22 protein-coding genes are annotated in these 24,002 nt (G+C 58.5%); 12 read left to right on the top strand and 10 right to left on the bottom strand.

Features of this window, described 5'->3' with window-relative positions; genetic code table 11:
* Positions 1 to 77 precede the first annotated feature (77 nt).
* From MOV14_RS01535 to MOV14_RS01525, 3 genes are all read left to right on the top strand, one after another.
* Entirely contained in the window at positions 78 to 980 is a 903-nt protein-coding gene (locus MOV14_RS01535) for a hypothetical protein (protein ID WP_318537471.1), read from the top strand.
* A gap of 108 nt (positions 981 to 1,088) precedes the next feature.
* On the top strand, positions 1,089 to 2,399 hold the full coding sequence (locus tag MOV14_RS01530) for an AAA family ATPase (RefSeq protein WP_318537470.1): 1,311 nt from the start codon (positions 1,089 to 1,091) through the stop codon (positions 2,397 to 2,399).
* Complete coding sequence (locus tag MOV14_RS01525) at positions 2,366 to 2,917, top strand: hypothetical protein (RefSeq protein ID WP_318537469.1); 552 nt, start codon at positions 2,366 to 2,368, stop codon at positions 2,915 to 2,917. Before MOV14_RS01530 ends, MOV14_RS01525 begins: the two co-directional genes overlap by 34 nt.
* A gap of 135 nt (positions 2,918 to 3,052) precedes the next feature.
* Here the strand turns inward: MOV14_RS01525 and MOV14_RS01520 are convergent, their stop codons facing one another.
* The 3 genes from MOV14_RS01520 to MOV14_RS01510 all read right to left on the bottom strand — a co-directional run bounded on the left by MOV14_RS01520 (position 3,053) and on the right by MOV14_RS01510 (position 6,717).
* Positions 3,053 to 4,834 (bottom strand): ATP-binding protein, encoded by a 1,782-nt coding sequence (locus MOV14_RS01520; RefSeq protein WP_318537468.1) that lies wholly within the window; start codon positions 4,832 to 4,834, stop codon positions 3,053 to 3,055.
* Positions 4,824 to 5,321 (bottom strand): hypothetical protein, encoded by a 498-nt coding sequence (locus tag MOV14_RS01515; RefSeq protein WP_318537467.1) that lies wholly within the window; start codon positions 5,319 to 5,321, stop codon positions 4,824 to 4,826. Before MOV14_RS01515 ends, MOV14_RS01520 begins: the two co-directional genes overlap by 11 nt.
* 238 nt (positions 5,322 to 5,559) lie before the next feature.
* Positions 5,560 to 6,717, bottom strand: coding sequence for an MFS transporter (locus tag MOV14_RS01510; RefSeq protein WP_318537466.1), 1,158 nt, complete (start codon positions 6,715 to 6,717; stop codon positions 5,560 to 5,562).
* Positions 6,718 to 6,817: 100 nt separating this feature from the next.
* On the opposite strand from MOV14_RS01510, the gene MOV14_RS01505 reads away from it, so the two are divergent.
* A complete protein-coding gene (locus tag MOV14_RS01505; protein WP_318537465.1) occupies positions 6,818 to 7,198 on the top strand; it encodes a hypothetical protein in 381 nt (126 codons plus the stop codon).
* Between the two features lie 124 nt (positions 7,199 to 7,322).
* Here the strand turns inward: MOV14_RS01505 and MOV14_RS01500 are convergent, their stop codons facing one another.
* A complete protein-coding gene (locus MOV14_RS01500) occupies positions 7,323 to 7,700 on the bottom strand; it encodes a class II SORL domain-containing protein (RefSeq protein WP_318537464.1) in 378 nt (125 codons plus the stop codon).
* 84 nt (positions 7,701 to 7,784) lie between these two features.
* A complete protein-coding gene (locus MOV14_RS01495) occupies positions 7,785 to 8,162 on the bottom strand; it encodes a 2-oxoacid:acceptor oxidoreductase family protein (RefSeq protein WP_318537463.1) in 378 nt (125 codons plus the stop codon).
* A gap of 283 nt (positions 8,163 to 8,445) precedes the next feature.
* On the opposite strand from MOV14_RS01495, the gene MOV14_RS01490 reads away from it, so the two are divergent.
* Positions 8,446 to 9,681 carry an MFS transporter gene (locus MOV14_RS01490; protein ID WP_318537462.1) on the top strand — a complete coding sequence of 412 codons (1,236 nt, stop codon included), beginning with the start codon at positions 8,446 to 8,448 and terminating at the stop codon, positions 9,679 to 9,681.
* 485 nt (positions 9,682 to 10,166) lie between these two features.
* On the opposite strand, the gene MOV14_RS01485 is transcribed toward MOV14_RS01490, so the two are convergent.
* The gene (locus tag MOV14_RS01485) at positions 10,167 to 11,945 is read right to left on the bottom strand and encodes an alpha/beta hydrolase family protein (RefSeq protein WP_318537461.1); all 1,779 of its coding nucleotides are present in this window, start codon (positions 11,943 to 11,945) and stop codon (positions 10,167 to 10,169) included.
* A gap of 677 nt (positions 11,946 to 12,622) precedes the next feature.
* Positions 12,623 to 13,141, bottom strand: coding sequence for a hypothetical protein (locus tag MOV14_RS01480; protein ID WP_318537460.1), 519 nt, complete (start codon positions 13,139 to 13,141; stop codon positions 12,623 to 12,625).
* Between the two features lie 411 nt (positions 13,142 to 13,552).
* On the opposite strand from MOV14_RS01480, the gene MOV14_RS01475 reads away from it, so the two are divergent.
* From MOV14_RS01475 to MOV14_RS01455, 5 genes are all read left to right on the top strand, one after another.
* Complete coding sequence (locus MOV14_RS01475; protein ID WP_318537459.1) at positions 13,553 to 13,975, top strand: DUF3782 domain-containing protein; 423 nt, start codon at positions 13,553 to 13,555, stop codon at positions 13,973 to 13,975.
* A gap of 24 nt (positions 13,976 to 13,999) precedes the next feature.
* Entirely contained in the window at positions 14,000 to 14,248 is a 249-nt protein-coding gene (locus MOV14_RS01470) for a hypothetical protein (protein WP_318537458.1), read from the top strand.
* 124 nt (positions 14,249 to 14,372) lie between these two features.
* Positions 14,373 to 16,172 (top strand): NEW3 domain-containing protein, encoded by a 1,800-nt coding sequence (locus tag MOV14_RS01465; RefSeq protein WP_318537457.1) that lies wholly within the window; start codon positions 14,373 to 14,375, stop codon positions 16,170 to 16,172.
* Positions 16,172 to 17,107 carry an ABC transporter ATP-binding protein gene (locus MOV14_RS01460; RefSeq protein WP_318538112.1) on the top strand — a complete coding sequence of 312 codons (936 nt, stop codon included), beginning with the start codon at positions 16,172 to 16,174 and terminating at the stop codon, positions 17,105 to 17,107. Before MOV14_RS01465 ends, MOV14_RS01460 begins: the two co-directional genes overlap by 1 nt.
* The gene (locus MOV14_RS01455) at positions 17,101 to 18,054 is read left to right on the top strand and encodes an ABC transporter permease (RefSeq protein WP_318537456.1); all 954 of its coding nucleotides are present in this window, start codon (positions 17,101 to 17,103) and stop codon (positions 18,052 to 18,054) included. The genes MOV14_RS01460 and MOV14_RS01455 overlap by 7 nt, the downstream gene beginning before the upstream one ends.
* Positions 18,055 to 18,530: 476 nt before the next feature.
* On the opposite strand, the gene MOV14_RS01450 is transcribed toward MOV14_RS01455, so the two are convergent.
* Complete coding sequence (locus MOV14_RS01450; protein WP_318537455.1) at positions 18,531 to 19,064, bottom strand: hypothetical protein; 534 nt, start codon at positions 19,062 to 19,064, stop codon at positions 18,531 to 18,533.
* A gap of 48 nt (positions 19,065 to 19,112) precedes the next feature.
* Here MOV14_RS01450 and MOV14_RS01445 point away from each other — a divergent pair, with 48 nt between their 5' ends.
* Entirely contained in the window at positions 19,113 to 20,495 is a 1,383-nt protein-coding gene (locus tag MOV14_RS01445; protein ID WP_318537454.1) for a hypothetical protein, read from the top strand.
* On the opposite strand, the gene metG is transcribed toward MOV14_RS01445, so the two are convergent.
* On the bottom strand, positions 20,488 to 21,990 hold the full coding sequence (gene metG / locus MOV14_RS01440) for a methionine--tRNA ligase (protein ID WP_318537453.1): 1,503 nt from the start codon (positions 21,988 to 21,990) through the stop codon (positions 20,488 to 20,490). The genes MOV14_RS01445 and metG overlap by 8 nt on opposite strands.
* A 97-nt stretch (positions 21,991 to 22,087) precedes the next feature.
* A complete protein-coding gene (locus MOV14_RS01435) occupies positions 22,088 to 23,245 on the bottom strand; it encodes a serpin family protein (RefSeq protein ID WP_318537452.1) in 1,158 nt (385 codons plus the stop codon).
* 263 nt (positions 23,246 to 23,508) lie between these two features.
* On the opposite strand from MOV14_RS01435, the gene MOV14_RS01430 reads away from it, so the two are divergent.
* Positions 23,509 to 24,002 (top strand): hypothetical protein (locus MOV14_RS01430; RefSeq protein WP_318537451.1); only part of this gene is annotated, 494 nt, incomplete at its 3' end.

The raw sequence follows: 24,002 nt of genomic DNA, 5'->3' as shown, positions 1-24,002 counted from the left end.
TGTGAGCCGTGGCTGTCGCGAGGATACGTATCAAAGCTACGCTAAGTTTAATGGGACCAACCCTGCTTGCCAGCTCGATGAGGGCAAGAACCCTAGTACTGGTGCTGGCGCCCGTTTTGGCAGCCCTCGCCTCGCTGTTCATCCTCCTTGCCTTCTTCCCAGAACCCCTCCCTGGGGGTCACGCCTCTCAGAGGAGCCCAGCTTCCCCGGGGGCTTCGAACCCCACTCATGGGATTCACTCCCCGGGAAACGCCTGCCCGTCTTCGGAGCTCACGCTGACGGCTGGGAGAGGGGAGGAGGTGCTGAGCCTCGGCAGCATCAACTTCTCGGAGAGCTCGAACGTTATATTCAAACCAGAGGTCCAGCTGCTGTCCGGGAACGCCCGCTTCATACTGAGCGCAACCCTCGAGCTCGAGGGCTCCGCCCGGAGCTACAAGGTAGAAATGCCCTGCATCGCCGCGAGTGGGATGGAGTGCTTCAGGGTCATGATGCTCATCCCTGGGTTCGACGCCCCAATGCTTATCGAGAAGGGAGTGTACAGCGCTAGGCTGAGGGTCTCCTGGCAGTCAAGCGGGGACCTCAAGGTCAGGATCACGCTGAGGTACTCTCTCGGGGAGAACGCAGAGCTGGAGGAGCTCCCCGAGCCACCCGAGGCGCCCGAGTGGATCCCCTTCAACGGCTCAACCAGGAGCTACGCCGTGCAGGTCGACGGGCTCTCCTCAAAGGCGGGCGAGGACGGACTGGCGAGCTTCAAGCTCCTAGTCTGGGTCTACGTCCCGGGAGGGGCAGAGGGCGCCATGCAGGCGAAGCTCAGAGTTGAGGGCGACGAAGTGGTCGAGGAGTTCCCGCTGGAGCTGAGGGCCAAGGGACCGTACTTCGAGGGAGCATACCTCCTGAAGCTACCCCCGGGTGTGTACTCGGTCACCGTCACGCTGAGCGATAAAGCCCTGACCGCTATTCTAAGAGCTCTCACAGGCTAACTGGTAGAATCCTTATTATGAGATGACCTGCCAGCGGTATAGCTACCTTAAGTTTCCAAAGAGGGAAAAGGCTTAAGTGGGTAATTCAAGGTATTGTAGTCAGACCTCATGCGAATTACGGAGCTTTGGGTAAGGAACTTTAAAAGCCTTCGTGACGTTAAACTAAGCCTCCGTAGCTTCAACCTCGTTGTAGGTCCTAACGGCTCTGGGAAAACCAACCTCATCGAAGCGCTGGAGTTCTTCAGAGACGCCTTTACGGCCGAGGGCTTCTCAAGACCCTGGAGGAAGTGGTGGAGCCCGGAGAACGTGGTGTGGATGCGCGATGAGACCTTGCCCCTGACTTTCGGCTTCAGCTTCCAGTCACCCGTCTCTACCGGAAGCTACGAGCTAACGTGCAACGTGGCGGGAGGCGCGTTTAGGGTTGAGCGCGAAGTGCTGAGAATTAGCGGGTGGGGCACGCTGGAGAGAGCTGGGAATGTGCTCAGGGTGAGCTACGAGGAAGGCTTCCTAAGCCGCCTCGGGTCCAAAGTGGACGTAGCTGAAGAGTTTAGTATCAGGCTTGACTCCCAACGCTTCTTCCTGCGATTCCTCTCATGTATATCAGTGTATCCCATTAAGTATTCTATTCAAAAAGTATCAAAGGAAATATGGAAGATTCCCTTACCTGTAAAGTCTGAGATTCGAACAAAAGAAGGTAATATTTTGAATTCTACCGGACTCTATTCACCAGATGTCGTTGATCCTGATACGGGTCGAACCCGTATTTTAGTCCTTGAAACTGCTCGTAGACTCTCGAACATGATTGAGAAGATTACTATATTAAGACACCTAAACGTTCAGGAAATCAGAAAACCCCAGGAATACATGAAGACACAGAAGTTGGAGAGCGATGGCAGGAACCTTTACGTGGTTCTCTACAACCTATTCCTGAGGGAGAACAGGCTCCCTGAAATGGTGGCAGACGTGCTCTCTATGGCCCTTGGGGGCTACGAGCTAAGGTTCGACCTCACCCAGGATGGCAGGGTTTTCGCCCAGCTCGTTAACGGGGATCTCAGGCTGCCCCCGCCCTGCATGCCCGACGGGGTGCACAAGCTACTGGCGATGCTCACCGCTCTCCAGCTTAAGCCCTCCATCCTAGCGATCGACGAGCTGGAAGACTCGCTACACCCTGAATGGATCGAGCTCGTGATAGACCTCCTCAAGTCGAGCGGCACAACAGTGATCGCGACCACACACAGCCCAGCCGCGGTTGACATCGTCGATCCTCAGGAGCTGATCATCGCCGAGATGGGGAGAGAGGGGACGGTTTTCAAGGTCTTCGAGGACCCGGAGCAGGTGAAGAGAGAGCTCCGTGAGCTGGGTATAACTCTCAGCGAGAGGTGGCTATGGGGGGCTCCAAGGCTACGTCGGGCAGGATAGCTGTATTCGTCGAGGACGCGTACGGGAAGGAGTTCATCGAAAGGCTTCTAGCGAAGCTCCAGCCGTCCCATCAGGTAGGTGTGATCAAGAGGTTCGCTGGGCCCTGTAACACGAAGAGTACGAGGCAGCTTTTGAGCTCTACGCATGACCATGATAGGGTTGTCGTTCTCGTCGACGGAGACTGGAACCCCAGTGACGTCCGAAGGAGAATTGAAGAGCACATCGACGACATCCGAGACGAGGACAGGAGAAGAGAGGTGCGGAGTAAGGTGCGAATCGTGGTGGTTGAGAGCGAAATTGAGGAGTGGATTTGCCACTCTCTTGGGCTCGGGGTAGGAAGGGGTCAGAAGCCCTCAGAGGTGCTCTCCCAGTACCTGCAGCGTGAAGAGAGTAGGAATTACGGCAAATGGGAGCTTCCGAGGTACGCGGAGCTTGTAGCCGTGAATTGCGGGTCTCTCTACGGCAAGAACCCTTCCTTCAAAGAATTCTTAGACTGCCTAGGGTGCCGTTGCCCCTAGGCAGGAACCACGCATCCTTTAGGCCTTTCTAAGTTTAATCAATTCGAGCCCTCAATCTCACCTGCGCTCTTAGAGGCTTCAATGCCTATTAGCGCTCGCTTTCCCCGCAGATAAATCCCTAGAGGCCGTGCGGCCTCACTTTTCTTCCATGCAGCGTACGCTCGTCCCGGTAACCACGAGCTTTAAGCCGCTGCCGGCGATCCTCTTGTTCACTTCCTCAACCGCTTTGTCGACGTCCTGAGCGTACCTCAGTTGCTTCCCGAAAACTTTCTTAAGGGAGGGCGCGTTCTTCCAATCGGTGCGAGATCTGCCGTTGAGCTTCCTGCAGTCCTCTTTAACGAGGTTGTAGACGGTGACGTCGTACGAAACGGCGCTGGGCTTTTGCGTTATCAATTCAGCGATACGCGCAGCGGCCACATTGGCGACCCGTCTCAGGAACAGCTTCTGGAAGTCCACCTCGGGCCTTGGGGCGAGGAGCGGGATCAGTCGCGGCGTTGAGCGGGAGGCCTCTTCGCCCTTAACGCTCTTCTCCGCGAGCACGAGGGCCTCGTAGATCGTGTCCAGCTCGGGAACCTCCACCGGGACGACGACTGCCCCCGGTATTTCCTTAAGGGAAAGCTGCACCGCCTGGTCGGACACCACCGCGTAGACGAGCCGGTACCGCTGAGCATCACGACCCAGCCTCACCCAGTCCTCGTAAGCCTCCTTCGCAACCGTCGAGGGGTCTCCCTTGACCTTCACGTCGATGCACACATCGTCCACGAAGATGTCGCACCTCAGGTTGCCGACAGCGTGCTGGCTCTTAACGGGCTTGCTGAAGCCCCTATTCCTGAGCTCCTCGGCGAGCGCCTCTGCGATCATGCCCTCGAGCCTCCGGGACGCCTCCTGGTGCAGTCCCGCGAGTGATTGCGCAGTGCCACGCCCCCTCCTCAGCTTCAAGTACCACTCCAGGAACATGCTCCCGAACCTGAACTTGTGGTTTGAAACAATTTCCCTGTATGTCCAGGCTACCCACTGGTTGCTAATGCCAGCACCTCCGAGCCAATTGATCACGGCTTCGTCCGAGACGGGCATAATATTATCCATGCCTATTTCTTCAAGTCTGAACCTCTCGAGGCCTCCCGCGTAGGCGGTGATCTTTCCTTCGATGTGGTCCCTCAGGATTTCCAAAGACCCCTTGCTGTAGAGGTGTAGGATCACCATGAAACCTGCCAAGATATCCCCGAGTGACTCCCTCCACTGCCTGACCACGCCGTCGAACACCACGGCCTTTAGCCTCTCAAACCCCTCCTTGCTGTCTATGTCGCCGACGACGCTGGTCAGCTCGTCGAGGATTATGAAGTAGCTGAGCTCGCCGAGCCTCAGCAGCGAGAAGAACGCGGGGAGAAGTGCCGGGTTGTGGGTAATGTGGCTCTTCACCTCGTGCAGGAGGTTGGTGAGCCTCCTCAGCTGGTCGAAGTCCACGGAGTCTGTGAACACTCTTGCCAGCGCGTTCAGCGTCTCGCTCTCGATGGCCTCAGAGACCTTGCTGATCAAGTATGCCTGGTCCCCCGCGTTCTCAACCCTAATCTTAGCGAGGTTCACGTACACTGGCAGTATCACGGGCCCGGTGCACTCACCCCTCTTCCTCCTCTCGATCTTAGACTTCGCCTCCGTGAGAAGCTCCAGCTGAGTACTCCTAGCCAGGAACGATTTACCCGTCCCAGCCTCGCCGTAAACCAAGATCAGAGGTTTGGGGCCGAAACCGCTCTCAGCCTCCCTTATCAACTCCCTTACCTTCAGGTGGCTGGTTGTCAGCACGTAGCCGCAGTCCGCGAGGGCGCCCAGCTGGAGGTCCTGCTCCGAGGCCGTGAGCCTCAGCAGCTCCAGAAGTTTCTCAGCGTCGCAGCGCCGCTCCCCGCCTTTCTCAGCGCTCAACCCTGACCACCGCCCCCTCCACGGCCCAAGGGGGGCGCACCATCACTGCCTTGGGCCCCGCGAACGCGAAGTGCCTCTGCCACTCGCCCTTAACCCTCTCAGCGAGGACCTCCGACGGCCAGCCGTACTCGAGCCATAAAGCCAGGTAATCTCCGCTCACGCCCTCAACCCTCAGCGCGCCCACCTTCACCAGGGTCCTGATCACCCTGTCCGCCTCGCGGGCGGAAGTCCTCAGGAGCTCGTAGACGCAGTCGCCCCTCCCGTTGCAGAGCTCGATGGCCGCCTTGAGGTCTGAGACCTGGAAGCCCCTGGTGTCGGCCGACACGAGGAGCCCCCGCGAGGCCTTCACCGCGAGCCCCGACCTCAGCAGGCGGTTGAAAACGGGCAGGGCGCAGGGCCCGTAAGACTCCCTGAGGGACTCGTAGGTGATGAACCCTCTTCTGAAAAGGATTGACAACGCTTCAGCGAAAGCTTGGTCGCACTTCACAAATACTAAACCTTTTTAGCATTATTAAACCTTTATGCGCGTCATTAAAGCCCTCAAGGAATCCACCGAGCATCTCAAAAACAGAATCTTAGGCCCAAGGGCGCCTCAACGAAGGTGACCATTCTTACAGTACTCGTGAAGGCTGGCGCGCAGTTTTAGGCTTGAAATTCTGCGATTCTTCAGTGGGTGTGCTTACAGGTTCGCGCTCAATGGGTAGCATGTACGTCAGCAAGCAACTTCAATTGACGGGTCTGTGATAAGCGCTCAGCGCGATGATGGCTACTAATCCAAGGGTAAGGGAGGCCAGGAAAAACGGGAGCCTAGGGTCAAGGGTATACAGCATGGCTCCTAGGGCAGGCGCGGGCACCGTCGCGAGGTCCCACACTACGTACACGAGCGCCACAGTGGTGCCCCTAGCACTAGCGGAGGCACTTGAAACCACCATAGCCCTGTACGCGATGTTGAACACGGCCCCGGCACCCGAAGCCGCTAGAAGCGCCAGAGCCGCGTAGGGACGCCCTAGCGCTGCGAAGCCAGCTACCCCGGCTGACTGAATCAGGAGTACCGCGCACGCAGCTCTCGGAGCCCCCAGCTTGTCCACGGCGGAGCCGGCGAGGGGGTAAATAAGGGCCTGCATCACCGGGATCGCCCCGTAAACCAAGCCCACCTCCCTCTCCGCGAAGCCCTGCACGTCCTTCATGAACACGGGGTAAAGGTTTAGGGTGGAGTCGACCTCCACCGCCATCAGGACAGTCAGGGAGAGAACCGCGAGAGGTACGCTGCCCATCGACTTGAACCACTCGGCAACACGCTCCCCGCTCCCCCGCACGCTCAAAGCGCCTCTCCCCTGTGCGGTCTCCTCTAGGAGAGCGCTCGACGCAAAACAGGTGAGCGCTACCGCCAGCACGAGCGCTCCTACGAGCGCCACGTCGCGCTCAGCGGTGAAGCCAAGCACTGCGGAGCCCGCTGATCCAGAGAGGGCGCCTGCCACGAACACCGCGGCGAGAGCTCTGCCCAGAGAATCCTCCTCCGCGGACTCGTAGAGCGCCGAGTCCATGGCTGCGTCACCGAGGTGCTGGAGGCCGAAGAGCAGCAACGCGGACAGCGCGAGCGCTCCCGCGCCGCAAAGCGGCGCTAACGCCACTAGCAGGGCACCGAGGAGCATTGCCGCTGAGCCGGCTACGATCACAGGCCTTCTACCCAGGCTGTCGCTCAGCGCTCCCCCCACCAGCCCTGCGAACCCCGATAGAGCGCAGGAGGCAGAGTACGTCAGACCCAGCGTGGGAAGGCCGAGGCTCTCCTCTATCGTGATGGGAAGGTACCACGTGAGGAAGCCTAGCACGAACATCTGGGAGGAGCGGGCAACGGCGATGAGTGTGATGTTCCTCAATCTCAAGGCCTACCACCCCACGTCCCACAGAGTCCTCCCCTAAGCCTATTCTAGATGCTGAGAAGGAGTATCTCTCTTTTCGACTGACCGAGGGTTAATATTATTTTTGGAGGTTAAGGTAAAAGGCAGGTCAAGCAGCGTTTCGGGAGAGTCTCTGGTTCTCGTGCCCGCGAGAGCGGCGCAATTAAGCTTGCTGGCCATAGACGCCTGCACCGAGATCCCAGAATTCATCTTCATCCCACATCATGGGCGTACAGAGGAGCTGAATGTAAGCCTGTATTGCCTGAACTTAGCCTGCCCTACCAACGTTGCTTTGAACAGCTCCCTGGCATGCCCGCATCCAAGCCAACCCTCCTTTTCCCCACAGATTGAGGAAAGGTTAAAGGGAGGTTGTACTGTCAAAGCCTGTACTGTGAACCGCGGAGGAGCTATAAGGTGGTGTGATGCAACCTCGCCGCGTAGAGCAACCATAGATGAGGTGCCCTGAAGGCAAAGCTTACGGAAGTCCCTTAGAGCGGGCCTCGGAGCGAGGCTGTGAAGGGCGGATGACTAAGGGGGCCTGGATAAAAGGAGGAAGCCTAAAGAAGCAATTTAACTAGGGTGCTTCCTTGTTACTCAACTGTTATCTCTTTCCTCGCCTCCCACAGGCCGTGCAGGTTGCAGTACCCTACAGCGTATATGGTTCCGCTCTTCTTCAGCTTGACGGTTAGGGTCACCTTGGGTTCAGCGTACTCGGGCTCGAGCTCCACCGTCGCGATGTGAATCGGGTTGAAGGGCCTCCCCTCCTCCGCGAAGTAGACCTTTATCTTCCTGATGGAGTGCTGGACGGTGTTCGGGTGGGGGCCAACGGTGATCGTGACCTGGAACTCCTCACCGGCCTTAACCTTGTCCGGCGCGGTTATCTTGGGGGTGTGCGTTTCAACCTTGCTGACAGCCTCTCCCGTCGCCCTCTCGGGCGTATATATTAAATCGCCAAAAGGCTTTGACATTGTTTATCACATAGAGTTTATCCAGCCGTCATATAAACTTACCTCAGTCTATGCCGAGCCCGGAGCCCGGGGGTTCTGCTTGAGCTACAGCCACCTCTCCTCAATGATTTCCCTGAGGCGGGGTTGCGGGTGGTCGCCCGCGAGCCCCTTGCCTGGCGGATTCTTGACCGCGTCGGAGTCGTAGACCATGAACCCGCTGTCGCGTAGCCTTCCGAGGTGTCTGTCGACGGTGTCTTGGTTGAGGGCGACGATGCCGTCGACGGTGTCCCAGTGGGCGAACATGCGCTCACCTCTCCTGGTTGTGACTATTGAGAAGTTGTGCCCACCCCTGATCAGGCTCTGGTAGTCGTCGTAGACGAAGGAGTGCCAGCCCCACCTCGACAATACCCGTGCGTAGGTTACCCCGAGGCTCCTCACGCCGTCTCCAGCCGCTCCACTGAAAAGAACAGTTATCTGCTCCATCGCCTTTTAAACCCTGTTAAAGCTTATTAACTTATCCATGTGTCATATTCAACGTAACCCCGAGAAAGCCGTTAATTTAATCCGAAAACTCCCAATATACCGAAAAATCCAGCGAGCAGACGCAACTGGGGTTGCATTTTCCTAACAGCGTAAGTAGTGGGTAGCCCCCGTGCCCGCACGGAACCATTATAAGCAGCCTCGAATAACATTTTTCTACAGCCACAGCCCACGTCGAAGCATAAGTGATGGTTGCCCGTGCTCTGAATCCCATGTGGTGAGCGCTATGCCCACCAGCAGAGGTCATCGAGCCGACCTTCTCTCCGGGCTGAAAGGCAACGTCATCATACTCGGCGCTACTACCTCGTTAACCTACTTCGCCGAGTCCATGGCGTACCCGTACGAGCTGCTCTACCTGCAGGCCCTCGGGGCGCCGGCGCTTGCGATAGGGCTCTTCGGCTCGCTCGCGTCATCTCTCGTTCTGGTTTCGAGGCTGCTTGGCGCGTACGCCGCAGACAGCCGCGGAAGGAAGGAGGTCGCCGTTCTAGCGACCTTCGGTGTAGCACTGTCGTACTCCGTCATCGCAGCTGCTCCGTTCTGGTGGATCGCCGCGGTGGGCGTCGCGCTGGTGGGGGCGTTCTCCTCGCTCTCGCTCCCAGCCCTCCAGGCGCTCACAGCCGACTCGGCCGCGTCGGGGAGAAGGGGGCTGGCGTACGCCCTCGTTGATACGCTACCCTCGGCTTTATCCGTGTTCGCACCCATCTCGGCGGCCCTGCTGGTTGAGAGAAGCGGGCTCGTTCAAGGGGTGAGGCTGGTCTACGCGCTGGGAGCGCTCCTAGCCCTCTCAGCCGGGCTCGTGAGGGCGCTCTGGCTTGAGGAGACGCTGGTCCGCGCACCCGAGCCCCCTAGCCTTTTTGCTCGCCTCGTGTCCTCGGTGAAAGGGGCTATCGCGACGCTGAAGGGCGTGCAGGCACCCCTCTTGCCCCTCGCGGTTGCCCTCGTCGTGAACTCCTTCGAGGAGTCGATGTTCCGGTTCATGCCCCTCTACGTGGTCGACGTCGCTGGCATCGGCGAGACTGAGTGGGCTCTGCTGAGCTCAATATTCTTCGCGGTCCCGCTCGTAGCCGGGCTACCTCTCGGCCTCCTCGTGGACTCCATAGGTAGGCGTAATTCCATGCTGCTGGCCTACGCGCTCTGGGTTCCAGCCACCCTCTACTTCGTCCAGTGCCGCAGCACGCTCGAGATGGCGCTCGTCTTCACAGCCTTCTCGCTGGGGGCCTCGCTCTTCAACCCAGCCTACCAGGCAATGCTGGCAGACCTGGCACCCAGGGAAGCCCGCGGCAGAGTAATGGGAGCGGTCGGAGCTCTCAGGCTGCTCGCCTCCATCCCCGCCTCAGCCCTGGCAGGCCTTCTCTACAGCGAGGGGCCAGCATACCCCTTCTTGCTTGCAGCAATCCTCGGCGTCGCCAACACGGCTGTTATAACTCTACTCATCGAGGAGCCCTCTGCACACAGAGAATAGATCACTAACCTGCCATTCTCGCTCAGCCTTCGGCACACTGGAGAGGTTTATGGGCAGCTCCAAGCCCGGCTCTAAAGTATGGCTCCCTTAACTGCGCAATGCCCCATCACCCTGCTGGAGAAGAGAAATGCTCTCCAGTCTTCACGTGGGGGCACACATCAGCTACGCCTTTAAGGCTCCGTCGAAAGCATTATCGGCGTTTATCCTTAGCATAGCGTCCTGACCCTCAATCCGGCGTGCACCTTTTGAACATTTAGCCTAATTTAGGAGCATTTGTAGCTTACATGGCCCAGGATGCCCGAACTCTACGGGGACTATGGGCCGTCTACCACGCACCCTGTTCTCCTAACTGCAGGCGCACGCTTAAGCTCGGGCATGCCTACCCCAGCTCCTTCAAAGGGCTGTCGGAGAGGGCTTACAGCGCAATATACGTAAAAGATAGAAAAGCGAGGAAAATATAGTAAAAAAATTATTGTTACTTATCCTCAGGGTGGCATCGGTATGTGGAAGGCTGCGAAGGCCACATTGTACCAGACGATTAAAGTGGTGATGAGGAATACACCCGGCCAAACGCTTCCGGTTTTCCGGTAGAAGTAAGTGAGGACGCATACAGCTATGATGCTCAGTATAGGTACGACAATGTAGTATATCATTGCAAGAGGCACTCCTCCGAACACGTAAGCCCAGGTTAGAGTCTGAGGCATTCCAGTGTAGAGAGGTACGTAGTAGTAGAGCAGGAACGCTATGGATCCCAGGGAAATGATGATCGAGTTGATGAGCATTTCCATGTAGAGGCTGGCCCGCCCCTCTCTGAACCTCAGGAACCCTGTGAAGAGGACGCCTAACGTGAGGTAGTAGAACAGGAAAGGCAGGTAGTAAGTGAACATGTAGTTGAATCTTACAGCGCTCATAGGTCTAAGCACGATGGGCTCGGGAAGGCCGGCTAGAGTGATCGGTGTACGGAAGAGACCATAGCAGTACGTCACGGTGAGGTAAAGCGGTAGAAGAGTCAGCGCGGCAAACGCTAAGCTTTTCGCGATATGCATTGCAGGCTTCTTGATGCCTGTGTGCTCTAGTGTGAAGCCGCTCTTCCTGAGCGAGAGGTAATAGAACACTAACAGCAGGATTACCGTGATTAACGCAACTGTGTCCATCCAGGTCATGTACCTGTTCGTGGGAGCCTGCGGGAAGAAAATGTTGAGCAGGATTGGGCTCATCCCCCACTCGATGAATGATGGGAGGAACACTAAGGGGCCGAGGATTGTGGTTATTAGAGCGGCTATCCAGTACCCTGCTCCTTTAAAGCCCTTGTACTCTGGAAGCTCTCCGACGAGGTCGCGGAAGGTGTTTGTCTCCAACAGGTATGATCCGAAGAAGAAGATGAATGCCATTGAGGCTATGAAAGCTAAACTTGTGAAGAGCTGCTTAAACGGGAATATCAGATCATTCCTCGGTATGCTTTTGCCGCCCTTAAGCGTCATGCCCATCCACTCTATGACGTTCCCGATGCTTTCGGGATCATCTGTTGAAGCGGCGTGGTCTATGTGTGGCGAGTAGAGAATCCTAGCGGTACCTTTCTCGATGTCACCGTAAACTTTCCCAGGGATTATATCCTCGCTCACCCCGAAGATAGTCTTCAAAACCGGCGATTTTGGGATATCATTCCCCGTTGGTACTTGTAGCCAGTAAGGCGTGAACTCGTCAGCGAATGCCATCTGGATAGCTACATTCTTCAAGTTAGGTGCCAGCGTCGGGGGGAGAACATACGAGTCCATGTAAAACATTGACTTGTAGCCGTCGGGAATCTGAAGGGCTGCTGCCTGTATAGCCCACCCACCCATCGACATGCCAACTAAACCTATGTTGTTTTTATCAACGTAGGCGAGGCTACGCAGGTAGGTTAACCCTGCAACGGCACCATACGAGAATGATCCGGAAGCCCCCTCTGAGAAGCCATGACCCGTCATGTCTATTGAGAGAACAACGTAACGTCTCCGCGCAAGCTCTAACGCTGTATTCGTCATGTAGTCTTTCTGGTTGTTATACCCATGAATCACTAGCACGCCAGGTGCGGGGTTCTGAGCTGTAGCATCTGCAGGAACGTATAGGTGTGCGCTAATCATTTCCCCGTTGGGTCCGTAGAATCGTACATCCTGCACTGTTACATAGCCGAAATCCGTTATGACGAGGTATGCCAGAAAGCTGAAGATAACGACGAGAGCGAGAGAAGCAATGGCGGCAATCAGGTTCTTATTTTTTGTCATACACCTTAATGTATGATACCCTACTTTTATGAATTGTTTAATAATAAATATGTATATTTTTTATTAAAAATTTAACCCTTTATTAGATGATAATGTAATTAATTAATGAAACTCAAGGATAATATCTTTGTCAAAATCTCTAAAAGTCCTTCCGCTTGATGTGATTCCTCACTTAAGTAAAAACCTTCACCATTATATTAACAATTAGAACACTCAGATCGTCTGCCAATAGCCTTAGGCGGTAATGCTTTAAGGTTTACAATCTGCGCAACGCAAGGCAGGTATCTAGTGACTGGGCAGTTGATAACACAAAGCGATAAAGTCTTCCAAGAACAGGTAGCGGAGTATTCGAAAACCATAAAGGCGCTACAGGCTTAAACTCACGAAACGTCTGCAGGAGTTTAAGTACCTCGCGTACTCTCTCGGTGAAGGGGCATTCATAGCCCCCCCGGAGGAGAGGTGCACGTTTACCTGACTAGAGAGGCTCTGGGTGGCGATTACACAAACTTTACGTCAACAGTCTTCGGAGTCTACACGTCTAAAGCAACGCCCCCCTCAAGTTCTGATTCTATAAGCGGGGTCTAACTCCTCCACCTCATTATTAACTTGCGCTCCGGGAACCTCCTTTAGGAGCCCGCCGTTTCACGGGCTCAACTACACCTACCCCCTAACACAGCTTAGGGATATCGAGGAGAGCTCGATGCGCCCAGCTTTTCAGCGAGAACGCGCACAAAGCTTGCTAGCTCACCTTTCTCCAAGGACTCCTCGAACCCCCGGTAGAGCATAGCGTAGAGCTCGACAGGTATCTTGACTCCCCCGAAGTCAGGGTCCTCCTCTATTTCTCTCACCTGCTCCTCGAAGCTCTCCACGAGCACCCAGCTGTAGCCGTGCCTTTTAAGCAGCTCGGAGGTCTTCCTCTCGATGAAGTGAGCCAGAACCTCCTCAAGGAGCGCCCTACCCTCCACACTGGCTCCTGGGATTTCAGCAAGCTCCTCGGCATAGGCATGCGCGGCCTCGTGTATAAGCACGTGCGGCAAGCTCTCCAGGAACCCGCACATACTACTCTCAAGCTTCTCTGCGTTCATGCCTCCTAGCAAACCCGACATGTAGGCCAAAGCCTCGAGAAGAGCCTCCTCGGCTCTCTCGAAGTACTTCTCCAGAAACAGGGCTATTCTCCGGCTCTCCGGGTAACTCATCCCCGTCCCCCGCGCTCTCAGCCTTAATGCTACTCACATAAGGCCCGTAAATACCTTAGCTTTTTAATTACAGAGCGAGAGAGGGGGCACAGGGGTTTTTCCTGAAGCTGTTTACGAGAACCCACACCTACTTGGCACCGCCTCAACTCCTCTCCTAGGTAGTCGCGCTTCTAGCCCGTCCTAGAGAATTCACACCTGTAGCGGGGAACCTCCCTGCTGAGCTGGCTCACCGGCGACCCCAAACCCCGGGGGGTTTAAGCATTCGTCTCCCCTCGACAGGCCTCCCTGCCTTCAGCGCGGCTCATAGATGTACCCCGTGTCTAGGAGAGGGCGCGTGGCAGGCGACTGGCGGGCTTGCGCGTAGTTGCGAGCATGTTTATAAGCGAGACGCTCCGTTTTCCATCAGGGGGAATGCTGAGCAGAGAGGCGCTGAAAGCGGAGATCCTCAAGTTGCTTGAGGAGGACAAGGAGTTCCGTTACAGCGTAGCCGGCCTGCTGGGTATGCGTGAGGTGCTGGAGAGGCTAGACGAGAACACGCGCGCTATCCGGGACCTCCAACGGGAGATTAAAGCCTTGCAGGAGCAGGTTGCCGATAACACTAAAGCGATCAAGGCGTTGCAGGAGCAGGTAGCGGAGCACTCGAAAGCGATTAAAGCGCTCCAGGAGCAAGTGGCGGAGCACAGCAAGGTGATTGCGGAGCACACCGTAGCCATACGCGAGCTCCAGAGGACGATCTCCGCGCTCGGGGCCAGGTGGGGGCTGATGAGCGAGGAGGCCTTCCGCCGGGCAATGGCCGACATCCCGCGGAGCTTCGGCGGGAGAGTCGAGAAGTGAGTCTCCTAAGACGAGGAGGGCTTCGTGTACGGGCACCCCTCCCCCGTCGAGACAGACGTCGTGGTCAGAGACGAGGAGCACATCCTCGTCAAGGTGAAGTCCAGCGTCTCGCGGGGAGACGTGTACGAGCTCTGGCGCATCGCCCAGCTCTACGAGAAGAAGACGGGCGTCAAGCCAAAACTGGTGATCGTCACGCCCTTCGCCGACCCAAAGGCGCAGCAGGCCGCGCAGAAGCTAGGCGTCAGGGTGATTTCCGGGACTGGTGGCGCATAGCTTTACGACGCGAGGCTAGGGAGAACCCGCTACGCGAGCACAGGCGCGTGGTTCCATGCATTTAAGTGCCACTCTGGATGCAAAGGTAAAAAGGGATAAATATTTGTTCGATGCAGGTGGAACGATGGTTTCCACACTTAAACGCGATCAAACCGCTTTAAGCTTACTCCCCTTAGCGTTGCTGCTACTAGTGCTTGTCGTAGCCTCGCCGTTGCAGGTGCTCGCGCAGTGGGGCAAGGTGAGCGTCTACGGGAGGGTCGTCGACCCTGAGGGCAGGCCTATCGGTGGAGTGGAGGTCTCAATCTACTCCGCGGGCGCGGCCGGCGGCATCGGGGCATTCGTCCTCCGGACAGTGGCCTCCTCTACAGGCGGCTTCACTGCGATGCTTGACCCTGGCGTCTACACCGCCGTGTTCGACAGGGTCGGCTACGAGCGGAGGGAGTTCACGTTCACCGTCCCCAGCGAAGCCTCCTACCAGCAGCTCGGCGACATCACTCTGGGCTACAGCCTTGCCCTTACGCCTCAGGTGGAGAGCGTTGAGGCGAAGTGCCTCTCTGTGGTCACCGTTTCGGTTACGCTGCACGAGAGGGGCTCGCGCGAGGAGCGTGTCTCGCTCGAGGTGAAGGCCCCCGAGGGCTGGAGCGCAGCCCTACTCCTAGACGACGTCGCGGTTAGGGTGCTAACACTGAGCCCCGGGCAGTCGCAGACCCTGCGGCTGAGGGTCGAAATACCCTTTAACGCCTCAGGCACGTACAACGTCACGTTAACGGCATCAGGGTACACTGTTCAGAGGAGGGTTATCACCTTCCACGTCGAGCACGCCGACCCTCAGCTGCTGGCTACCACTAGCCGTTTCATCAGGGTGGTGCCGGGCTCGACCGCGAGCTTCGAGGTCTCCCTGTCGAACACGCTCGGCAGGGAGGTCACAGCCCTGCTTTCCGTCAGCGCCCCCAGCGGGTGGGCCGTCAGCCTGGTCGATGCGGCGAGCGGTAGCCCGCTCACAGGCGTCTCCCTCAAGCCCGGAGACGCGCTGAGATTGAGGGTGGCAGTCAGCCCCCCCTCAAGCACGCCCCCGGGGAACTACACGGTGGCGGTTCTCCTGACGGGCGTGCAACCCTACTTCGTGACGCAGCTTCAAACAACTCTTATCGTCGCGAAGGGGCAACCTCTCATCAGGCTTCAAACCGACACGCCGCACCTGGACGCCTACGCTGGTCAGAGCGCGAGCTTCCCCGTCACCGCTAAAAACCTGGGCGACGGCGACAGCGAGGTGGATCTGAAGGTTGCGGGGCTCCCCACGGGCTTCACGTGGCAGATCAGAGACACCGCGGGGAACGTTGTCTCTAGGCTCTACCTGCGCGCGGGCGAGGAGAAGCAGGTTAGGGTGGTGGTGAGCGTCCCGCCGCTAGCTGAGCCGACCGCGGTCTCCTTCACCCTCGAGGCCAACGCCAGCGGGTCAACCTCCAGCCTGCGGCTCGGCCTGGGAGTACTAGGCAGCTACAGCCTCGGCTACGAGACCCAGAACTTCTACGTCGAGAACACGGCCGGCCAGGAGTCCACCTTCCAGGTCGTCGTCAAGAACACCGGGTACAGCTCCCTCACGAACCTCAAGCTCGAGGCTCTCAGCGTGCCGAAGGGCTTCTGGGTAGCGGTGTCCCCCGACGTAGTCCTCATTCTCAAGCCCCAGGAGACGGCCTCGTTTACTGTTACTATCACCACCCAGTCGGACGTCAGCGCAGGAGACTACTACATTCTCCTCAGGCCTTCAGCCGACCAGCTAACGCCGGATCAGGCGACCGCCCTGGCGAGGCCTCTGCACGTCTACGTGAAGCCCAGCGGGACAGCGGTCTACATCGGCGCTGCGGCGCTCCTGATACTGGTAGCGCTAACGTTTATAGTCTACAGGAGGTACGGTAGGAGGTGATGCACGTGGACCTAGCCGTGGAAACACAGGGGCTGGTCAAGGTCTACCGGGAGGGCAGGTCGGAGGTAAGGGCGCTCGACGGAGTCGATCTCAGAGTCCCCCGGGGCAGCGTCTTCGGCCTCTTCGGCCCCAACGGCTCCGGTAAAACCACCCTCATCTCGATTCTCGTGGGCCTTTTGCTCCCGACCAGCGGCACAGCGAAGGTCCTGGGGCTCGACGCCGTGAGGCAGTCCCTCGAGGTGAGGAGAAAGGTGGGGCTCCTGCCCGAGGGGTTCGGCTTCTACGAGTACATGACCGCGCTCGAGAACCTCGTTTTCTTCGGGATGCTCGACGGCCTCCCAGAGGCTGAGGCTAGGGCCAGGGCGCGTGAGGTGCTCGAGCTCGTTGGGCTGGGCGAGCGGGCTAACACCAGGGTCTCCGCCTTCTCCAGGGGGATGGTGCAGAGGCTCGGCATTGCGCAAGCCTTGCTCAAGGACCCGGAGCTCCTGATCCTCGACGAGCCAACCGTTAGCCTCGACCCGGACGGCGTCGCGCAGTTCAGGTTGCTGGTGAGGGAGCTAGCGAGGAAGGGGAAAACGCTCATGCTCTCTACCCACATGCTCCAGGAAGTCGGGAGCGTGTGCACCCACGCCGCGATCATCAGGAAGGGGAGGATTCTGGCGCAGGGTAGCTTGGAGGAGCTTACGAGCCAGGTACGCGCCTACGAGGTCAGGGTGAGCGCCGGCGCAGAGGCGCTGGCAAGGGAGCTGAGCTCCCAGCCAGGTGTCGCCGCCTGGCTTACAGGCACCGTTGTGAGGGTTGCGGCGCTCCGCGAGGTCGAAGGGGATGTGGAGAGCGTTGCCGCCAGGTGCGGCGCGAGGGTTGAGGCTGTGGTGCGGGTGAGCCCGACCTGGGAAGACGCCTACCGCCTGCACCAGGGTGGTACGGGATGGTGAGCGGGCTGAGTGTTCTATTTAGGAAGGAGTTCAGCGACGCGCTGAGGAGCAGGAGGTTCTGGGTGGTGGTGGGGATATTCCTGGCGCTCTACGTGACACAAGTTTACTTCGTCTACCAGAACTTCAGGCTCTTGCAGACCTCCACTGGGGTACGGCTGTTTTTGAGCATAGGTCAAGGCATCGCGGAAGCCGTGCAGCTCGCCGCGCCTCTGCTGGGCGTAGCGCTGGGCTTCGCGGCCGTGAGCGGCGAGAGGGAGAGGGGCACTCTGAGGCTGATACTGGCCCGCCCCGTCTACCGTGACACCGTCGTGACCAGCAAGATGCTCGCCGCCCTGGCGGTCACCGCGTTCTCGATGACTGCGGCGTCCCTGCTCGCCGTCGCAACCGCCGCTTTCCTCGGCGTCGGCATGGAGGCCGGCGACGTCCTCCGCCTGCTGGTGTTCACCCTGCTGGCAGTACTGTACACGATGGCCTACTACTCGATCTCCCTCTTCATATCCGTCCTCTCTAGGAGGTCCAGCCACTCCCTGCTCCTGAGCCTCGGGGTCTGGGCCTTCTTCACGATAGTGTTGCCGATCGTCGCCACACTCGTGGCCTACGCAGTCATAGGCCCACCGCCGCTACCCGCTAACGCCACGGCGCTCAACGTGACTCAAATCGGTGAGGCCTACGCTAACTGGACCGCTAAGGCGATCAGCATCTCCTTTTCAATGCAGTTCTTCTCCCCCAACCAGCGCTTCAGTGACATCGTTAACCCAATCTTCGGGACGCGATTCACAGTTAGAACCGAGGAGGGCGGCAGGGTGACCATAGGCTACGAGTTCGGTGAGTTCAACCCGCTCGAGGAGCTAGCTCGGCAGTGGACGGGCATAGCCGTTCTGCTGCTGTACCCAGCCGTGTTCCTCACAGCATCCTACATGGCGTTCGTCGCTAGACAGGAGAAATGATCGCATGAGAATTCGGAAATACTTCGAAAAATTTCATTTTTCTAATCAAAAATATTAAGAGGTTTGGCAAGGACTCTAGCGTACGAAAAGCAACAGTATCAAGAAAATCGCTGCCAGGGCTTTGATCGTGGCTGTTGGGAACAGTGCTCTGGGTCTATGCACTCCTCCTGCTCATCGCGCTTGCTGACCGGCTTTTCGGCTTCCACCCGGAAGCCCTCGTTCACCGCGTCCAGGAAGCCCCATCGAGGGGCTGAGGAACGTGGACTTCAGGGAGCTCAGGAGGGAGTGCGTAGCGTGAGGGGGTCAGCCAACAGCTTATAGCTCATCCCGTAGAGGTCGCGGGCCGCAGGCTCATCACGCCGTCCTATATTTCTCTCCTGGGGGAACGGTTAAAAGCTATTCCCTGTTTTAATCCCAGGCGATGAGGCCCTGGGGACCTCTCCGAGAGGTGAGGAGGCCGGTTTGCTGCCGAGCCGCTAGGTGACCTGCTCGTACGAGTCCCCGCGGTGCAGGAACAGCCTCGCCTCCGGGTGCAGCCTCCTCGCGGCCTCGAGCACCTCTAGCTCGTCGTCGTGGACCTCGGCCACGCTGGGGATCCTCGCGAGCACGCTCGCCTTGAACTCGACGTCCCTCCTCCTGTCGCCCCTCGGCCTCATGCTCACCACCACCCGGTCAACCGGGACGCCGAAACCCTGGAGCTCCCTGAGTGTAGCCCTGTAGAGCCTGTACGGCCTCCCCGTCAGCACAATCACCACGCCCCTGCCCAGCCGGTCGAGCAGCAGCTGTATGCCCACGCGGCGAGGCCTGTCGAGCGCGAGGAGCTCCTCCGAGAGGAACACCTCCCAGAACCTCTGCCTGAGCCGGGGGTCCAGCTCCCCGGGCGTCGAGGCACTTGAGACCCTGAGCCTCCGGAGGGCCTCGCGCAGCCTCTCAGTTGCGTCCACGAGCACCCCGTCGACGTCGAACACGTACACGTCGCCTGGCGGTAGTAGCATAGCTTTGTACCTCAAGGAAGAAATATTTTTGTATTTGTTTTTGATTGTATATTTAACAGAGCAATGAGGGTGCGTGGATTCCTGTCAGCGAGTCTTGCGCTGATCCTTGTGGTTACTCTTGTTTTCTCCTGTTTTCAGGCCCGAGCCATTCCCCCGGGCAGCTATCTTGTCTATAACATAACTACATGCGATGCCGACCAGGGGAGGATACGCACCGAGGCGCTAGGTGAGGTCGGGAAGCACAGCTCTGGAATAGAGCTCGTACTCGGCCTTTACAATTTCTCAACAGGGGAAGAGCTCGAGGCTTGCGATGTTAGCGCGGATTCAGGCGAGGTCAGAGTAGATATCCTGGGAGCAAACTCCAGCTTTTACACCGTGCGATATTCCCTAATCCTCAGGAACGTGACGCTCGCCTGCTACCCGCCCGCAGAGGGATTTAATATCCTGAAGGGCATTGAGTGGCAACGCAACGGCAGGCTGCTACTGGCCCGCCTGGAGACGCTGAACGTGACAAGAATGCTCTACGTCTCCAGGGTCGACAACGGTGTTTACGACGAGGCAGGCCGCCTGCTCGGGGAGTGGCTCTTCTGGCTCCCGGAGCGCTCCCGAGCGCAGAGCTACACGGTCGTGCTCGCGCACGTGGCATCAATGATAGCGCAGATCACGCCGGGGCTCGAGGGCAGCGGTATTGCAACCCTTGTCGGCGTAAACCTCTCGAAAGTGGAGCCCGGAGAGGGCTTCACAGTGGGAGGCATCATGGTCCCGCCGACAAGCCTCATCCACGGTTACGTGCTCCCCTACGGGGTTGTGTCGATCCGCTACGAGTGCCTTGACGAGGCGTCGACGAGCAACCTCCTCGGGATGCTGAAGGGCTACTACGCGTCCATGCCCCCGGAGTTCAAGGTCGCCAGATCTGGGAACACGATCGTGGTCAACTACACTCCGCTCTCGCTGTTCAGCTCGACGGGGCTTGAGCGGAAGCCATGGCGTTTCACCACCGTCACGGAGGCCAGCAACCTCACGCTGTTCAAGTGCAAGCGCGTTGACACGCTTCCCGTCGCGGAGCTCGGAGGCAGGCTTCTCATGGTGGCCGCCTTCTCCTACGCCCGCCTCGTCTGGGAGAGGGGCACCGGTGTTCTGCTCGAGGTTTCTCACGGCGGGATGTTCGAGGAGTCGCCCATGGGAACCGAGAACCTTGCCGTCCTCTCCGAGTACCTCGGCTGGGAGGGCGAGGACGCGATCTACTTCACGCGGGGCGTCAAAGGCTTCACCTCGCTGAAGCTCGTCGACACAAACGCCCTCAAGCCCCCCGAGCGTCTGGGCTCTCCCGGGAGCCCGGAGGCGTTAGCTGAGACCACCCTAGCTTTGCTCGCGCTCGTGACAGTAGCGCTTGGGTCTGCAGTCTTGCTACAACCGAAGAGAAGGAGCTTAGCTTCAGCTACTTGACTTTCTGGAAGAGTATGGGGGCTTCCGCGACTCTGTACTCCTCTACTTGGCCGAACGCCAGCTCAGCGGGAGGGAATAGCTGGAAGCCGAAGGCCCTGGACACCAGCTCGCTCGTCACGGGCATGACTGGGTAGAGGAGATTCGTCGCGACCCTGAGCGCCTCCAGGGTGTTATATAGGGGCCGCGTGGGGTCGTCGAGCGCCCAGGGCTCCGTCCTGTTCATGTAGCTGTTAGCCTCCCTGAGGAGGTCGAAGGTTGCTGTGAGAGCCTCCGACACCTTGACCTCTGCAATGAGCTCCGCGACCCTCTTAATCGTGCTGCTGGCCAGCTCCGCCAGGCCGGGGTCAGGGTCGGCGCGGGGGACTCTGCCTCCGAGCTTCCGGAGGGCGAGTACGCCAGCCCTGCGGACGAGGTTGCCGTAGGTGTCGGCCAGCTCCCCGTTGTAGATGCTGTCGAGGAGGCTCTGGTCGAACTCCACGTCCTTCTCCAGGTTGAGGAGCCTCATCAGGAGGTACCTGACCGCGTCGGCCGACTTGTACCTCTCGAGGAGGTCGTCGATCATCACCACGTTCCCAGTGCTCTTGCCCATCTTCAGCCCCCTGTTGACGATGTAGGCGTGTACGATGAGCCTCTTCGGCGGGTCGAGGCCGAGCATCCTGAGCACGGAGAACCATATGGCGCTGTGGAACCAGAGGATGTCCTTCCCGATGATGTGGTGGGCTTCGGGCCAGTACTTCTGGAAGCTGTCGTCGTCCCTCATGAAGCCTATCCCGGTGAGGTAGTTGAGCAGAGCGTCGATCCACACGTAGGCCACGAAGTCCCTGTCGAATGGGAGCTCGACGCCCCAGTAAACCCTTGTCTTCGGCCTGGCGACGGAGACGTCCTTCAACCCCTCCTTCCTGATCCTCCCAACGACCTCCCTAGCGTAAGCCTCGGGGAAGACCGTTCCGCCGCTCTCGATGATCTTCAGCACCTCGTCCTGCACGGCCGAGAGCCTGAGGAAGTACGTCTCCTCCTCCACCCACTCCAGGGGCTTGCCGTGGATGGGGCAGAGCTTCTGCCCACCCTGCTCCACGTACTCGCCCTCGCTGTAGAACTTCTCGCAGCTGACGCAGTACCAGCCGCTGTACGAGCCCTTGTACACGTAGCCCTTCTCGTACAGCCTCTGGAAGACCTTCTTCACGAGCTCCTCGTGGTCGGGGTCAGTGGTCCTGATGAACCTGCTGTACTCTATCTCGAGGAGGCTCCAGTACTTCTTGAACACCGGGACCATGCTGTCCACGAACTCCTTCGGCGTCTTTCCGACCTTCTCGGCGGCCCTCTGGAGCTTCAAGCCGTGCTCGTCGGTGCCCGTCAGGAAGAACACGTCGTAGCCGTTCAGCCTGTACCACCTGGCCAGCACGTCCGCCAGGACCGTCGTGTAGGCGTGCCCGATGTGGGGCACGTCGTTCGGGTAGTATATGGGCGTCGTCACGTAAAACGCCTTCCCTGTCACCAGACCACCGAGCCTAAAGGACAGGGGAGAATAAAAACACTGTGCTGTGATAAACCGGAGTAATCGGCGCGCCCCTCCGCACCCCGGGATTGAAGGCTCACTTTGAAGTGGGGTCGACTACTCTGCCGATGAAGAGCACGAGCCCCGTCTCCCTGTCCCTTATGAGGAAGATGAACGGGTGGTCCGCTACGAAGGTCTTCGACGGCATGTAAGCCGTGAGTTTTACGCCGACCGCCGTCGCGCCGGCGGCCTCGGTTCCCTCCTCGTCCACCCTAACGTACGTCTGGTGGATAACCCAGGCGACGTACAGGTCCCTCCTCCCGTCGATGCCCGAGAGGTCCGCTTCATCGCCCTGGAAGACCCTCCTAAAGCCGAGGCTCTGCAGGTTCTCGTTGAGGAGGTACTTCCTTTCGAGCTCGAAGCGGGGCAGGCAAATCCTGTCCAGCTTCTCCGGCCTGAGCGAGGAAAGGTAGCCCTCAAGCCTCTCGCGCGTCAGGCCCTTCTCGAGCTCGCGGAGGCCGCCCTTCGGCAGGATGACGACCATGCTCAGCCTCCCGCCCGTGTAGGGTAGCTCGAGCACCTGCGCGTCCCCGAGGTCGGCGTACATGAACTCCTTCCCAGAGGGCTCCATGCACATCATCGGCACGGTGACGGTCCTGTCTGCGGAGACCCTGAAGCTGGCCTGGGAGGTCTTACCCTTGTCGAAGGCGTAGAGCCACGAGCCCTTGAAGTACACCGCGTTCGTTATGACAAGCCTGACCCAGCTGTCTATGAAGTTCGGTGGTATCAGGTCCTTGATCCTCCCCCGGGTCTGCTCCTCAATGAACCTGTTTATCGTAACCCTGGAGCCCTCAGGGTCCCCCGCGAAGTCGAGGCTCGCCGCCCTAGCCCCGTAGAACTCCTCAACCACCCTGCTGTACTCGGGTAGAACGTCGAACCCCCTCTGGACCCAGAGCGCGTTCCCGGTCGCGAGCTCCACGCCACTAACGCTGTTCAGGGAGTTGTAGAGGTGGGCGTAGTTGGGCCTCAAAACCTCGACGCTGGGGTAGCCCAGACTGCTCCTGAACTCCTCAGCTGTGTTGCCCCTGGCCCCCTCGTAGAGGATCGCCAGCGCGGAGTACACGCTGAACGGCGAGATGAACACGTTGCCACCCTCTTTGAGGGCAACGTCCCTGTAGAGGTTCGCGGCCAGGAGGTTGCTTGAAGCGACGACCGCCTGGAGGTTGCTCTCGGTGTAGTCGGACTCGCTCGCCAACGGAGGTCTATGTGGATGGTAAGGGTAGAGATATAAAGTTGCCACTGCAAGCGTCGCTATGAGCAAGGTAGCGGCGGAAAACACAACTAATCTGGCCCTACTCGCACTCATCTCCTCTCAGATAATAAGAGCTTAAGCTTGAGTAAAAGGATAGCGTAACGTCGCGACGTACTGAGAGTACACCTGCAACTATAACCATGATATGCAAAAGACGCAATGTAATGTATATAATTCAGGTAAGCGCACTACCAAATGGTAAACCTATGAGCTTGGAGTTACCGGGAGAGTACTTTTCCTGCTTAGCCGAGCTCGAAGAATGGGTCGCAACCTTTCTCGAGAGGCTATCAGAGGTGGTTAAAAGCGGCTACCTGCGGATCCTGCTTCGCCACATAGCTAGGGAAAGCCGAGCCCACAAAGAGCTCCTGCTCTCCGTGCTAGAGGCAACCGGCAATAAGCCTGAGGTCGCGGACTGCGCGCGGCGCATAGGGGAGGCCGGCGTCTCAGCGATCAGCAGGTACAGGGAGCTCGTCGCCAAGCTCGACTCAGGCTGGGTTCCAAGCCCCGAGGAGCTGGCCACTATGCTCGAGGATGAAGTAAAGGTGGAGAACCTCGCCGGTGAGGAGAACTACGCAAAGCTCGGTTTCAGGGTGGCCTCGCTGTCCCGCTGCGTCGAACCTCTTCTCTTCGAGGAGCTCGCCTCCGAGGAGGAGTACCACAGGAAGCTCCTGGAGAAGGCCATCGCTTTTCTGCGAAGACG

The sequence above is a fragment of the Infirmifilum sp. NZ genome (assembly GCF_022693705.1).
Taxonomy (GTDB): domain Archaea; phylum Thermoproteota; class Thermoprotei; order Thermofilales; family Thermofilaceae; genus Thermofilum.
Note: the sequence above shows the minus strand (reverse complement) of the source record. Positions and strands in the feature narration are given on the sequence as shown.